Raw genomic sequence first — 12,933 nt, 5'->3', positions numbered from 1 at the left:
GGGAGTCCCCCCGCGGCCGCGGCGGTCCGCCGCACCGGGCGCCCTACCGCGCCCGGTGCGCGGCGGTCAGCCTCTCCAGCACCGGGACGATGTCGGCGGGCGTCGGCGTACCCGTGACCTCCCGGCGCAGCCGGTCCGCGCTCGTACGGAACGACGGCTCCTCCAGTACCCGGACCAGCGCGGCCCGCAGGCCGTCCGGCGTCAGCTCCGCCGGATCGATGCACAGTGCTGCGCCCGCGTCGCGCACCCGGTGCGCCTTCGGGACGTTGCACCACATCTTGGCCGGCACCACGACCTGGGGTACGCCGTGCGCCAGTGCGGTCTGGAGCGTCCCCGACCCGCCGTGGTGGACGATCGCCGCGCAGGTGGGCAGCAGTGCGTCCAGCGGGGCGAAGTCGACGACCCGCACGTTGTCCGGCACCGGGCGGTCCCCGTCGAGCTGGCCCGCGGTGAACGTGGCGACGACCTCCACATCCAGCTCCGCCACCGCGTCCAGCAGATCGCCGACGGAGGTCCGGTCGGCGCCCACCACCTCGCGGAAGGACCTGCCGAGGGTGAGGCAGACACGGGGCCGGCGAGGAGGCTCGCGCAGCCATCCCGGGACCGACGCCTCGCCGTTGTACGGCACGTAGCGCACCGGGACGGACAAAAGGTCGACGGGCAGCCGCAGCGACGGCGGAACGGGGTCGATGGTCCACTGGCCCACGACCAGGTCCTCGGTGAACTCCCGGCCGTGCCGCCGCAGGATCCGGCCCATCCACTCCTCCAGCGGATCCTCCCGCAGGGCCGGCGCCAGCTCGGCCAGCCCGCTCAGGTACTGCTGGCGCATCAGCCCCACCAGGTCCAGCCCGAACATGAGCCGGGCGTGCGCCGCGCCGCTGATCCGCGCCGCGAGCGCGCCGGGGTAGTACATGGTGTCCCAGACGACCAGGTCGGGCCGCCAGGCGCGGGCGAAGTCGATCAGCTCCTCGGTCGCGTCGTCCGGCAGGGTGTTCTGGTAGACGAACGAGGTCCACGCGGTGAGCACCCCGTGGACATAGGGATAGGTCAGCTTCTCCGGCCGGGTCTCACTGATGTCGAGGACGTCCAGCCAGGCTTCGTCACGGATCTCGTCGGGCTCGTCGGTGTACTCCGGATTCATCGTGGCCGGAACGTCGAGGATCCCGCCGACCGGGACCGCGGTCAGGCCGGCGTTGCTGATGTCCTCGAACACGTCCGGCCGGGTGGCGACACGGACCTCGTGTCCCGCGGCCCGCATCGCCCACGCCAGAGGCACCTGGGTGTGGACGTGGGTACTCGCCGGGAACGGCGTGAACAGCACTCGCATGCGCCTCACCCTGCCGGGGCGCCGTCGCACGCCGCTCGAAGAATGCCGCAGCGCCGCACGAGGCCCGGGCACCGGGCCTCCAGCGAAGTTCGACGCCGGCGGGCGATTCTCGGCCCCGGTCGGCCGATGTCCGACCGGGCGCCGCACGAGACGGGGAGATGGCAATGACCGCAACCGCAGCCGACAGTGAAGTCGACGTCCTGGTCGTGGGCGCGGGCCTGGGCGGGCTCGCCACGACGATGTTCCTCGCCCGGCTCGGTGTGCGGGTGCTCATGGCCGAGAAGCATCCGACGACGTCGATCCACCCCAGGGCGATCGGCCAGAACCCGCGCACCATGGAACTGCTGCGGATCGGCGGGATCGCCGAACAGGTGCAGCAGGCCACCGACCACCGCGGCGCCAAGGGCCACTTCACGACCCGGGTCGCCGAGACCGTACGGGGCGAGGTGCTCGACACCTTCGAGGAGGGCTTCGACCACCTGGTCGCCACCACCGCGCCCTGCTCCCCGATGCCGTGGGCGCTGGCCTGGCAGGACCAGCTGGAACCCCTGATGCTGGCCCGCGCGGTCGAGGACGGAGCGCGGGTCCGGTTCGGCACGGAGCTGGTCTCCTACGAACAGGACGCGCACGGGGTCACCGCGGTGCTCCGCGACCGCGGGAGCGACGCGCGGAGCACCGTACGGGCGCGCTACCTCGTGGCCGCCGACGGCGACAGCAGCCCCATCAGGGAAGGGCTCGGCATCGCCCGCCACGGCCACGGCTCGCTGTCCCACGTGGTCGGCATGATCTTCGAAGCGGACCTGTCCGAGATCCTCACCTCCGACGCCTCGGGGCTGTACTACCTGCGCAACCCGCACTTCACCGGCATCTTCATCGGCAGCGACCGACCCGAGCGGCACACCTTCCTGGTCGAGTACCACCCCGAACGCGGCGAATCCGCCGACGACTTCACCCCCGCCCGCTGCGTCGAACTGATCCGCACCGGCCTGGACGCCCCCGACCTCGACCCCGGGGTGCTGGACGTCCAGCGCTGGGAGATGGCGGCCCGCATCGCCGAACGGTGGCGCGCCGGCCGGGTGTTCCTGGTCGGGGACTCGGCCAAGGTCATCCCGCCCACGGGCGGCCTCGGCGGCAACACGGCCATCGGTGACGGGTACGACCTGGCCTGGAAGCTGTCCTCGGTCCTCACCGGCCGGGCCGGCCAGGGACTCCTGGACAGCTACGAACCCGAGCGCAAGCTCGTGGCCCAGCTCGTCATGGACGAGTCCATGCACCTCTACGCCTCCCGGCTGGCCCCGCACCTCCAGGACCGGACGGCCGAGCCCGTCGGCTACGCCGAGGCGATCCTCGGCTTCCGCTACCGCTCCGACGCCGTCGTCATCGACGACGACGACACGGCCCGGGTCGAGTCCCCGGCCCGGCCCACCGGCCGGCCCGGATTCCGCATGCCGCACGTATGGCTGCGGCGGGCCGGCGAGCGGATCTCGACCGTGGACCTCTCCGGCTCCGGCTGGCTGCTCATGACCGGCGCGGACGGCGCCCCGTGGACCGGGTGGGCCCGCAGGGCGAGCGACGAACTCGGCGTCCCCCTGACGGTGCACGGCCCGGCCGTCGATGTCAGCGACCCCGACGGCGAACTGGCCGAACGCTTCGGCATCGGTACGCAGGGCGCCAGCCTGATCCGGCCCGACGGCATCGTCGCCTGGCGCACCGCCACCCGCCCGGAGCACCCCGCGCGGACCCTGCGCGACGTCCTGGCCCGTGTGCTGTCCCGGTGAGGGCGGCGCGCCGACCCGTACCACGCCCGTACCACCACGACGAAGGAGTGAACGCGCGATGACGGCCCGTACACCCGCCCCGACCACGGCCGGCGTCCTCACGGACGAGGCCCTGCGCTCCTACCGCGAGGACGGCTTCGTCCGCATCCCCCAGGTCCTCTCCGCCACCGAGGTGGAGCGGTTCCGGGCCGCCTCCGAAGAGGTGGTCGCCCAGCACGGCCCGGAGATCTGGGGCGCGGGCGAGGACGAGGTGCAGGTCCACTTCGTCGCCCAGGCCTGGCTCAAGCACGAGGCGCTGCGCGACCTCGCCCTGCACCCGGCGATCACCGCGATCGCCAAGCGGCTCGCCGCCGCCCCACTGCGCCTCTACAGCACCGACATCCTCCTCAAAGCGGGCCGGAAGAGCCTGACCACGCTGCCCACACTTGTCCACGACGACGAGACGGGCCTCCCGCTCCACGGTCTCGACCGGACGCTCACCGCCTGGGTCGCGCTGGTCGACGTACCGGTGGAGAGCGGATGCCTCAGCTACGTGCCCGGATCCCACCTGCGCGAAGCCGCCCACCGCCAGACCCACATGACCAGCTTCGCGGAACACCGGGCCATCTCCGACATCTGGCCCGACTACGACTGGCAGCCCCGGGTCACCGTCCCGCTCAGGGCCGGAGACGTCGCCTTCCACCACTGCCGCACCGTGCACATGGCCGGGGCGAACCTGACCGACAGCCCCCGGATGGGACACGGCATCGTCTACATGGACGCCGACACCACGTACTGGCCGGGGACCGAGGACGCCCACATCGCGCACATGGCGCCCGGGGACCCGCTGAACAACGAGAAGTTCCCCCTCGTCTAGTTCCGGCCACGGCACTGGAGAGGGACCGGACCGGCCGCAGGAGACCGTCAAAGGTGGGCGTCATGCAGGGGACATGGAACGGCACGGACATCGGCGAGCTGGGCCGGCGGCTCCAGCGGGCGCACGGGGAGGTGTGGCTGCACCAGATGAAGGGCGATCCGTACGCCGATGTGCTCCGCGGCCACGACGAGGACCCCCACCCGGGCTACGAGCGGATCCGCGCGCTCGGCCCGCTCCGGCGCAGCACCACGGGCGCCTGGGTGACGGCGGACCACGCCCTCGCCGCGAGCGTGCTCGGCGGGACGTGGCCGCGGGACCCGGTCACGGACGAGGACGCCCACGTACCGGTCCGGGACGCGGGGCTCGGCGGCGACAGCGCCTGCTACGAGCGGCTGCGCGCGTCGGCGGGGAGCCTCGTCACGCCCGCCGCCGTCACCGCCGTGTGCGAGCGGGCGGTCGCCGGCCTGGACGGGGACTTCGACCTCGTCACCGACCTCGCGGAGCGGGTTCCGGTGGACCTGCTCGCCGAGGCCGCCGGACTGTCCGCGGCGCGCCGGCGGGAACTGGCGCGTGACTGCGCCGCCGCCGCCATCGTCCTCGACGGCCTGCTGTGCCCGCAGCGCCTGGACGCCACCCGGCGCGCGGCGGCCGCCGTAGCCGGCCTGCGCGCCCTCCTCACGGAACCGGACGGGAACCCGGGGCCCGGGCCCCGGGAAGCCGCGCTGCCGCTGGCCACCGCCGGGGTCCGCACGGCGGCGGCGCTCGTCACCGGGTCCGTGCTCGCGGTCGTGGACCACCCCGAGGAGTGGTCGCGCGTGGCCGACGACCCCGGGCACGCGGCCGCGGTCGTGACCGAGGTCCTGCGGTACGACCCGCCCGTGCGGCTCCACCCGGTCATCGCCGGCGCCGACGTCGAACTCGCCGGGCAGCGCGTGTCGCGGGGCGAGCGGCTGGTGGTGCTCCTCGCGGCGGCGAACCGCGATCCCGACGTCTTCCCCGACCCCTCCCGGTTCGACACCGGCCGCCCGACCGAACCGCTGCTCCCCACCCATGTCCACCGGCTGACCGTCCCGTTCGCCCGCGCCCTGGCCGAAAGCGTCGTCCGCGCGCTGGTCGCCGCGGGGCCGCGGCCCCGCAGGGCGGCCCCGCACCTGCGCAGCCGCCGCTCGCCGGTGACCGGGCACCTGCTCAGCTGCCCGCTCGCCACCGGCTGACCGGCGTCCACAGAAAGGAACCCGCCGATGCGCGTCCTGTTCACGTCGATCGAGGGCAATCACTTCCACCAGATGGTCCCGCTGGCCTGGGCCCTGCGCACCGCGGGCCACGAGGTGCAGGCCGCCTGCAACGAACAACTCGTGGACACCGTCACCCAGACGGGCCTGACCGCTGTCCCGATCGAGTCACCGACCCTCTGGGAGCAGCTCGACGGCTTCCAGAAGGAGGCGATCTCCCTCTTCAACGAGATCGGAACCAGCAAGCAGGACCCCTCCAAGGCGACCTGGGAGGACCACCTCGCCTACGAGAACATGGTGGTCCCCGCGCTCTACCAGCCGCTCAACAACGACGCGCAGATCGACCAGCTCGTGGAGGTGGCCCGCAGCTGGCAGCCCGACCTGGTGATCTGGGAGAGCTTCTCCATCGCCGGGGCCGTCGTCGCCGTCGCGAGTGGCGCCGCCCACGCCCGCCTCGTGTCGGGTCCCGAGCTGGCCCTGCAGATGGTCACCCGCGGACACTTCGTACGCCACCGCGACCAGCAGCCCGAGCCGCTGCGCGAGGACCCGACGGCCGAATGGATCGACTGGACGCTCGAACGCCTCGGCAGCGACCGCCGGTTCGACGAGACGATGCTGACCGGCCAGTGGGTCGTCGACACCCGCCCCGCAAGCCTGCGCCAGGAACTCGACCTGCCCACGGTCCCGATGCGCTACGTGCCGTACAACGGGCGCTGCGCCGTGCCCAAGTGGCTCTACGAGCCGGCGGAGCGCCGGCGGGTGTGCGTCACCCTCGGCACGTCCATCACCAGTGAGGACTCCGAGCGGTTCCGGCTCGACGAGACCCTCGCCGCCCTCTTCCAGAGCCTGGCCGGACTGGACGTCGAGATCATCGCCGCCCTCGACCCGGCGCAGCTCGGCGCCCTGCCGGACCTGCCGGACAACATCCGCACCACCGATTTCGTGCCGCTCAACGAACTGGCCCCGTCGTGCTCGGTGATCGTGCACCACGCCGGCTACCAGACGAAGGCCACCGCAGACCTGCACGGTGTGCCCCAGGTCGTCATCGTCGGCTACGAGTGGGTCAGCGAGGACATGGGCGAGGAGTACGAGAAGTCCGGCACCACCCTGGCCGTCTCCGCCCGCGACCTGACGGCCGAGGTCCTGCGGGAGAAGATCCTGCGACTGCTCGACGAGCCCTCGTACGCCGCGCGGGCCCGCGACCTCCGGGAGGAGATCCGCGCCATGCCGACGCCCAACGAGATCGTGCCCGTCCTCCAGAGGATGACCAGGGAGCACCGGAACGGCGCGTGACCGGGCCCACCCGCCCGGTCACCGGTGAACCAGAGCTCCTCGTGCGCTCTTCGAGACCGGTGCCGCACATTCGTCGCCATGCCGAATCCCTGGGATCTCCCCGACGAACTGCCCACCGACCTTCCGGTCACCCGCTGCGAACTGCCCGACGGCCGCCTGGTGTCGGCGGTCCAGGAAGCGGAAGCACACACCCTCTGGGAGGAGATCAGCAACGCCGCCCCCTACCGCATGGCCGCCGAGGGCCTGCGCCCCGACGAGGCCGTCATCGACGTCGGCGCACACATCGGGCTGGCGTCCCTCCTCTTCGCCGAGCTGGCCCCCGAGAGCCGCCTGATGGCCTTCGAGCCCGCCCCCAAGGCCTTCACCTGTCTCGACGAGAACCTCGCCCGCCACCTTCCCGGGGCGACCGCCGTCCGGCAGGCGCTGGGAGCGGCGCCCGGGAAGTCCGAGCTGACCTACCGGCCGTACGTGGCCTCGGCCTCGACCCTGTACGACGACGCCGAGGACGACGCCCGCAACCTCGAAGCGCATCTCGACAACATCGGCGCCGACGAGCGGACGAGGGAGGTCGTGCGGCGCACCTTCAACGTGACCCAGCGGGTCACGGTCGAGGTGACCACCCTGACCGCCGTCATGGCGGAGCACGGCGTGGACCGCGTGGGCCTGCTCAAAATCGATGTCGAACGGGGTGAACTCGCCGTCCTCGACGGCATCGATCCCGCCTGCTGGCCCCGTATCCGCCGGGTCCTCCTGGAGGTCCACGACACCGACGGCAGGCTCGGCCGCACCGTGGCGAGGCTGACCGGCCTCGGTTTCCGGGTGACGGTCTCCCAGTGGGGGGTCTACGTCGGCGGCAGCGTCCACCTGGTGCTCGCGGAGCGGGACTGACGCGTCGGGAGGAAGACCGATGAGTGACGGCGTCGCGCGGCCGTCCGGATCCGGGGCCGGAGCACACCGTGCCCTCGCCCCCGATCTCGCCCGGGGCCTCATGCTGCTGATCGTCGCCCTGGTCCACGCCCACATGTTCCTGCGGGGGAGCGCCACCGTGGTCCGGGGGTACCCGCCGGTCGCGGGCTCGCCGCCGGACGCGCTGACGGCGGGACTGCTCACCGTACTGGCCGACAGCCGCAGCTTCCCGATGTTCGCCCTGCTCTTCGGGTACGGCACCGGGCGGATCCTGGCCCGCGAGAGGGAGCGCGGACGGGACGAGTCCGGGGCCCGGGCGGTGCTGCGCCGGCGCGCCCGATGGCTGCTGGTCTTCGGGTTCGCCCATGCGCTGCTGCTGTTCGCCGGGGACGTGCTGGGTGCGTACGGGCTGCTCGGCCTGGCCGCGGTCGGCCTGACCGGCGCCGGCGACCGCACCCTGTACACGGTCGTGGGCATCGGTGTCGTCACGGGGGCGGCGGTGTACGGGACCATGGTGTCCGCGAGCGTGTCCCCGGACCCGGGCGACACCGCGGCGGCGCTCTTCCTGGCCGCGGACCCGGTGTCCGACGCGGCGTACCGGGTGGGCACCTGGGTGCTCACCACACCGCTGTTCGCCCTCATGTCGCTGGGCCCGTTCCTGATCGGTGAACGTGCGGCCCGGCTCCGGATCCTGGAGGAACCGGGCCGGCACCGGGCCCTGCTGCGGCGGGTGGCGCTGACGGGCACCGCCGTCAGCGTCGCCGGCGGCCTTCCCCTGGCGCTGGTCACCTCCGGAGTGTGGACCACCACCCCCGCGGACGTGACGTGGGGGCTCAGCACGCTGCACGTCCTGACGGGATACGCGGGCGGCTGCGGACTGGCGGCGGCGGTCGCCCTGCTCGCACTGCGCCTGGACGGCCGGCGGAGCGCGACCGCGACCGCGGTCGCCGCCTGCGGCAGACGGTCGATGAGCTGCTACCTGGGGCAGTCGGTCGTCTGGCTGGCGCTGTTCGCCCCCTACACCTGGGGGCTCGGCGACCGCGTCGGAGTCCTCGGCTCAGCGCTCATCGCCCTCGGCACATGGTCCGCCGGCGTACTGGCCGCCGAACTGCTGCGCCGAGGGGGCGAGCGGCAAGGACCCGCCGAGGCGCTGCTGAGCAGGGCGATCCGACGGGCCGGGGAGCCGGGCGGCTCCCGGACGCCGCGACGCTGACAGGGCCGGCCGCCGCCCGACAGCCCCGCCGGACGGCGGGCGGCGGGAGCTCAGCGGGTCACGCGCGCCGTCACGTACCGCACCGGCGTCTCGATCGTCAGCGGCCCGCCGTCCGTACGCATCGCGTCCAGGGCCTCCGTCAGCCGGACGCGCAGCCGCTCCCGGTCGTCCGCGGGCAGGTGCTCCCACAGCAGGCGCATGCCCTGGGTGTGGGACCAGGTCACCCACGCCTCACCGGAGGGGGCCACCAGGTCGACCGGTTCGTCGGTGATCGCGACCTCGCCGAACCCCGCGGACTCCAGGGTCCGGCGCAGGTCCCCCTCGTCCGCCAGCCAGCTGTTGAAGCGCCGCTGGAGCTCCTCCGGCCGCCACTGCGGCGGCAGGTTCTCCAGCAGCGACCGCGGGATGAGCTCGGTGAAGACCGGGGGGAGGAAGGGGAAGCTGTCGTCGTCGAAGACCGGACTGGTGAAGGCGAGGCGGCCGCCGTCGGCGAGCAGTTCGGCGTAGCGGGGCAGCGCGGCCCGTGCGTCCGGGAGGAAGATGAGGCTGTAGCTGCCGGTGACGACATCGAAGGAGCGGGCCGGCAACTCGGGGAACTCCGCGTCCATCACCCGCAGTTCGACATTGCCGATACCCGTCGCGGCCGCCTCCTTGCGCGCCTCGTCGATCATGGCCGGTGCGATGTCGATACCGAGGGCGTGGCCCGAGTCGCCGATGAGCGAGGCGGCGTGGAAGAGGCACGCCCCCCGTCCGCAGCCCACGTCCAGGACACGCTCCCCGGGTCGCGGGGCGGCTCGTTCGACGAGCCGGCGCCCCATCGGGGTGAAGAAGGTGACCCCCAGCCGGTCATAGGACCCGGCGGCCCGGTCGAACGCGGCCGTGACATGGGCCTTGTACGTCGTCTTGTCCATGTGCGCTCCCAAGGAATCCTGCGGACCGGCATCGGTGTCCGGGCCGCCATCGTCCGACCGACGCCTTCGAAAGCGCTGGAGAACAGATGGAGCGCGGCTGGACGGCGTCCCGGCCGCCGCGGCGGCATCCCCGGCCCCACCAGGCAGGACGGCCGACCGCGCGCCATCGTGGGGGGATTCCGGCCGTGTTTACACGGTGTGGGCCGCGAAATAGGGTGATCCGATGACGTTCTTAGACCAGGCCGGGAGCCCGCGGCCGCCGGCCGACAGCCATGACGTGATCGAGGTCCGGGGCGCCCGGGAGAACAACCTGGCCGATGTCTCCCTCGACATCCCCAAACGCCGCCTCACGGTCTTCACCGGGGTCTCCGGCTCGGGGAAGTCGTCGCTGGTCTTCGGCACGATCGCCGCCGAGTCCCGGCGCCTGATCAACGAGACGTACACGGCGTTCATCCAGTCGTTCATGCCGAACTTCGGGCGGCCCGACGTCGACGCCCTGCGCAATCTGAGCGCGGCCATCGTCCTCGACCAGGAGCGCATGGGGGTCAACTCCCGCTCCACCGTGGGCACCGCCACCGACGCGCACACGATGCTGCGGATCGTCTTCAGCCAGCTGGGGACCCCGCACGCCGGCACCTCTGGGGCGTTCAGCTTCAACGTGCCCGAGGGGATGTGCCCCGACTGCCAGGGCCTCGGCCGGGTCTCCACCCTCGACCCCGGCCAGCTGCTGGACGTCGAACGCTCCCTCAACGAGGGCGCGATCACCGTGCCGAACTTCAACGTCGACTCCTGGTACTGGAAGTCGATCGCCCACTCCGGCTACTTCGACCCCGACGTCAAGGTGAAGGACTTCAGCCCCACCGAGTGGGACGACCTGATGCACCGGACCGCCACCAGGATCAAACTCCTGCACGGCGGCACCGGCACCACGTACGAGGGCCTCATGGTGAAGGTGCGCCGCCTCTTCCTGGGCAAGGACCGGGAAGCCATGCAGCCCCACATCCGGGCCTTCGTCGACCGCGCGGTGGCCTTCACCCGCTGCGAGGCCTGCGGCGGCGGCAGGCTGAACCCGGCCGCCCTCGCCTGCCGGATCAACGGCCTCAACATCGCCGAGTGCTGCGCCCTGCAGATCACGGAACTGGCCCGCTTCGTCCGGGGCATCGACGCCCCCTCGGTGGCGCCGCTGCTGGCCAATCTGTGCGAACTGCTCGACTCCCTGGTGGAGATCGGCCTCGGCTACCTCAGCCTGGACCGTGAGTCGGGCACCCTGTCCGGCGGCGAGGCCCAGCGCGTGAAGATGGTGCGGCACCTCGGGTCGAGCCTCACCGACGTCACCTATGTCTTCGACGAGCCCACCGTGGGCCTGCACCCGCACGACATCCAGCGCATGAACTCCGTCCTGCTCCGCCTCCGCGACAAGGGGAACACCGTCCTCGTCGTGGAGCACAAACCGGAGACGATCAGGATCGCCGACCACGTCGTCGACCTGGGCCCGGGCGCGGGCCCCGCCGGCGGCGAGGTCTGCTTCACCGGCGACGTCGCCGCGCTGCGCCGCTCCGGGACACTGACCGGACGCTACCTCGACCACCGCGTCCGGACGAGGGAGCGCACGCGCGAACCCGCCGGGCACCTCCCCATCACCGGCGCCGCACTGCACAACCTCAAGGATGTCAGCGTCGAGGTGCCGCTCGGCGTCCTGACCGTCGTCACGGGTGTCGCGGGATCGGGCAAGAGCTCCCTGATCCACGGGTCGCTGGCCGGCCGGGACGGCGTGATCGTGGTCGACCAGTCCGCGATCCGCGGCTCCCGGCGCAGCAACACGGCCACCTACACCGGTCTGCTCGACCCGATCCGCGCCGCTTTCGCCAAGGCCAACGGCGTCAAGTCGTCCCTGTTCAGCCCGAACTCCGAGGGCGCCTGCCGGAACTGCAAGGGCATCGGACTGGTCTACACCGACCTCGCCATGATGGCGGGGGTCGCCACGGTCTGCGAGGAGTGCCAGGGCAAGCGCTTCATCCCCCGGGTACTCACCTACACCCTGCGGGGCAAGAACATCAGCGGGGTGCTCGCCATGACGGTGGACGAGGCCCGCGACTTCTTCACCACCGGCCGGGCCCGGGCCGTACTCGACCGGCTCGCCGATGTCGGCCTCGGGTACGTGGGCCTCGGGCAGCCTCTCACCACGCTCTCCGGAGGCGAGCGCCAGCGCCTCAAGCTGGCCATCCACATGGCGGAGAAGGCCGCCGTCTACGTGCTGGACGAGCCGACGAGCGGACTGCACCTCGCGGACGTGGACCAGCTGCTGGGACTGCTCGACCGGCTCGTGGAGACCGGCAACACGGTCATCGCCATCGAGCACCACCAGGCCGTGATGGCCCACGCGGACTGGATCATCGACCTCGGGCCGGGCGCCGGCCACGACGGCGGCCGGATCGTGTTCACGGGCACCCCGGCCGATCTCGTCGCCCACGGCGACACCCTCACGGCCCGCCACCTCCGCGAGTACGTCGCCGCGCCGGGCGGGGTGCAGGGCGCGGCGACGCGGTGATCCCTTCCGGTCACAGCACCCGGCCCTGGAGGCGGGCTGGCGTGCCGGACGACCGTCCAGCCGTTGTTGAGGCGCGTGCGAGAGCCCGAAGCCATCATCGGCAGCAGCAGGAGCGGTCAATACGGCATTGAATGGGAGTCCCTTATGGTTTCCTCCATGCAGTCGCGGGAACTGTCCGTCGAGGGCGCGCTCGAATTCACCCCGCGCATTTTCGACGACGGGCGTGGCATATTCGTGTCGCCCTATCAGGAGTCGGCGTTCGCTGAAGCCACCGGACATTCACTGTTCCGGGTCGCCCAGACCAATCACAGCAGGTCGCGGCGGGGCGTGGTGCGCGGACTGCACTACACACTGACACCGCCGGGCTGCGGCAAGTACGTGTACTGCGCCCGCGGGAAGACACTGGACATCGCGGTGGACATCCGGGTCGGATCGCCGACCTTCGGCCGCTGGGATGCCGTTCTGCTGGACACCGAGGCATTTCGCGCCGTGTATTTCCCGGTCGGCGTCGCCCACGGCTTCGTCGCGCTGGAGGACGACACCGTCGTCTCGTACCTCCTCTCCGGGGAGTACGTTCCGGAGAACGAACTGGCGCTGTCGATCCTCGACCCGGACCTGGGCCTGCCCATCCCCGAGGACATCGAGCCGATCCTGTCCGAGCGCGACCTCGCCGCGCCCACGTTGGAGAAGGCGGCGTCGGGCGGCCTGCTGCCCGACTACGCCGAGTGCCTGGCGATCGATCGGGCTCTGCGGTCCGCCTGAGCCGCGGCGGTACGACGCGTGGTGGGGAACGCCCCGCGTAACCGGGAGCCCGGCGCGCGACCTGACTGGTAGACGCCGGGCGGGGCGACCCGGGGGGGCCCCCCCCG

The 12,933-nt window shown here is 72.3% G+C and carries 10 protein-coding genes; 8 read left to right on the top strand and 2 right to left on the bottom strand.

Annotated elements, in window-relative coordinates:
• Nucleotides 1–43 precede the first annotated feature (43 nt).
• Nucleotides 44–1,327, bottom strand: coding sequence for an activator-dependent family glycosyltransferase (locus tag ACFWUQ_RS29345; protein WP_384544046.1), 1,284 nt, complete (start codon nucleotides 1,325–1,327; stop codon nucleotides 44–46).
• 164 nt (nucleotides 1,328–1,491) lie between these two features.
• On the opposite strand from ACFWUQ_RS29345, the gene rdmE reads away from it, so the two are divergent.
• The 6 genes from rdmE to ACFWUQ_RS29315 all read left to right on the top strand — a co-directional run bounded on the left by rdmE (nucleotide 1,492) and on the right by ACFWUQ_RS29315 (nucleotide 8,605).
• Nucleotides 1,492–3,105: an aklavinone 12-hydroxylase RdmE gene (rdmE, locus tag ACFWUQ_RS29340; RefSeq protein WP_384544044.1), complete on the top strand. Its 1,614-nt coding sequence runs from the start codon at nucleotides 1,492–1,494 to the stop codon at nucleotides 3,103–3,105.
• A gap of 58 nt (nucleotides 3,106–3,163) precedes the next feature.
• The gene (locus ACFWUQ_RS29335; protein ID WP_384544042.1) at nucleotides 3,164–3,961 is read left to right on the top strand and encodes a phytanoyl-CoA dioxygenase family protein; all 798 of its coding nucleotides are present in this window, start codon (nucleotides 3,164–3,166) and stop codon (nucleotides 3,959–3,961) included.
• A gap of 62 nt (nucleotides 3,962–4,023) precedes the next feature.
• Nucleotides 4,024–5,175 carry a P450-derived glycosyltransferase activator gene (locus ACFWUQ_RS29330; RefSeq protein ID WP_384544040.1) on the top strand — a complete coding sequence of 384 codons (1,152 nt, stop codon included), beginning with the start codon at nucleotides 4,024–4,026 and terminating at the stop codon, nucleotides 5,173–5,175.
• Between the two features lie 27 nt (nucleotides 5,176–5,202).
• Nucleotides 5,203–6,486 (top strand): activator-dependent family glycosyltransferase, encoded by a 1,284-nt coding sequence (locus ACFWUQ_RS29325; protein ID WP_384544038.1) that lies wholly within the window; start codon nucleotides 5,203–5,205, stop codon nucleotides 6,484–6,486.
• Nucleotides 6,487–6,564: 78 nt separating this feature from the next.
• Nucleotides 6,565–7,374: an FkbM family methyltransferase gene (locus ACFWUQ_RS29320; protein ID WP_384544036.1), complete on the top strand. Its 810-nt coding sequence runs from the start codon at nucleotides 6,565–6,567 to the stop codon at nucleotides 7,372–7,374.
• Between the two features lie 19 nt (nucleotides 7,375–7,393).
• Nucleotides 7,394–8,605, top strand: a complete 1,212-nt coding sequence (locus ACFWUQ_RS29315; RefSeq protein WP_384544034.1) for a DUF418 domain-containing protein — start codon at nucleotides 7,394–7,396, stop codon at nucleotides 8,603–8,605.
• A gap of 50 nt (nucleotides 8,606–8,655) precedes the next feature.
• Here the strand turns inward: ACFWUQ_RS29315 and ACFWUQ_RS29310 are convergent, their stop codons facing one another.
• Complete coding sequence (locus ACFWUQ_RS29310) at nucleotides 8,656–9,516, bottom strand: class I SAM-dependent methyltransferase (protein WP_384544032.1); 861 nt, start codon at nucleotides 9,514–9,516, stop codon at nucleotides 8,656–8,658.
• 223 nt (nucleotides 9,517–9,739) lie between these two features.
• Between ACFWUQ_RS29310 and ACFWUQ_RS29305 the strand changes: the two genes are divergently transcribed.
• Together ACFWUQ_RS29305 and ACFWUQ_RS29300 are read left to right on the top strand one after the other, a co-directional pair.
• Nucleotides 9,740–12,064: an ATP-binding cassette domain-containing protein gene (locus ACFWUQ_RS29305; protein ID WP_384544030.1), complete on the top strand. Its 2,325-nt coding sequence runs from the start codon at nucleotides 9,740–9,742 to the stop codon at nucleotides 12,062–12,064.
• 156 nt (nucleotides 12,065–12,220) lie between these two features.
• Nucleotides 12,221–12,826 (top strand): dTDP-4-dehydrorhamnose 3,5-epimerase family protein, encoded by a 606-nt coding sequence (locus ACFWUQ_RS29300; protein ID WP_384544028.1) that lies wholly within the window; start codon nucleotides 12,221–12,223, stop codon nucleotides 12,824–12,826.
• Nucleotides 12,827–12,933 lie beyond the last annotated feature (107 nt).

It is taken from the genome of Streptomyces sp. NPDC058662 (assembly GCF_042716255.1).
Classification (GTDB): domain Bacteria; phylum Actinomycetota; class Actinomycetes; order Streptomycetales; family Streptomycetaceae; genus Streptomyces.
Note: the sequence above shows the minus strand (reverse complement) of the source record. Positions and strands in the feature narration are given on the sequence as shown.

Excerpts from the sequence above, each read along its gene's own strand:
- ACFWUQ_RS29345 (WP_384544046.1), bottom strand. The coding sequence starts at position 1,327 with ATGCGAGTGCTGTTCACGCCGTTCCCGGCGAGTACCCACGTCCACACC.
- rdmE (WP_384544044.1), top strand. The coding sequence starts at position 1,492 with ATGACCGCAACCGCAGCCGACAGTGAAGTCGACGTCCTGGTCGTGGGC.
- ACFWUQ_RS29335 (WP_384544042.1), top strand. The coding sequence starts at position 3,164 with ATGACGGCCCGTACACCCGCCCCGACCACGGCCGGCGTCCTCACGGAC.
- ACFWUQ_RS29330 (WP_384544040.1), top strand. The coding sequence starts at position 4,024 with ATGCAGGGGACATGGAACGGCACGGACATCGGCGAGCTGGGCCGGCGG.
- ACFWUQ_RS29325 (WP_384544038.1), top strand. The coding sequence starts at position 5,203 with ATGCGCGTCCTGTTCACGTCGATCGAGGGCAATCACTTCCACCAGATG.
- ACFWUQ_RS29320 (WP_384544036.1), top strand. The coding sequence starts at position 6,565 with ATGCCGAATCCCTGGGATCTCCCCGACGAACTGCCCACCGACCTTCCG.
- ACFWUQ_RS29315 (WP_384544034.1), top strand. The coding sequence starts at position 7,394 with ATGAGTGACGGCGTCGCGCGGCCGTCCGGATCCGGGGCCGGAGCACAC.
- ACFWUQ_RS29310 (WP_384544032.1), bottom strand. The coding sequence starts at position 9,516 with ATGGACAAGACGACGTACAAGGCCCATGTCACGGCCGCGTTCGACCGG.
- ACFWUQ_RS29305 (WP_384544030.1), top strand. The coding sequence starts at position 9,740 with ATGACGTTCTTAGACCAGGCCGGGAGCCCGCGGCCGCCGGCCGACAGC.
- ACFWUQ_RS29300 (WP_384544028.1), top strand. The coding sequence starts at position 12,221 with ATGCAGTCGCGGGAACTGTCCGTCGAGGGCGCGCTCGAATTCACCCCG.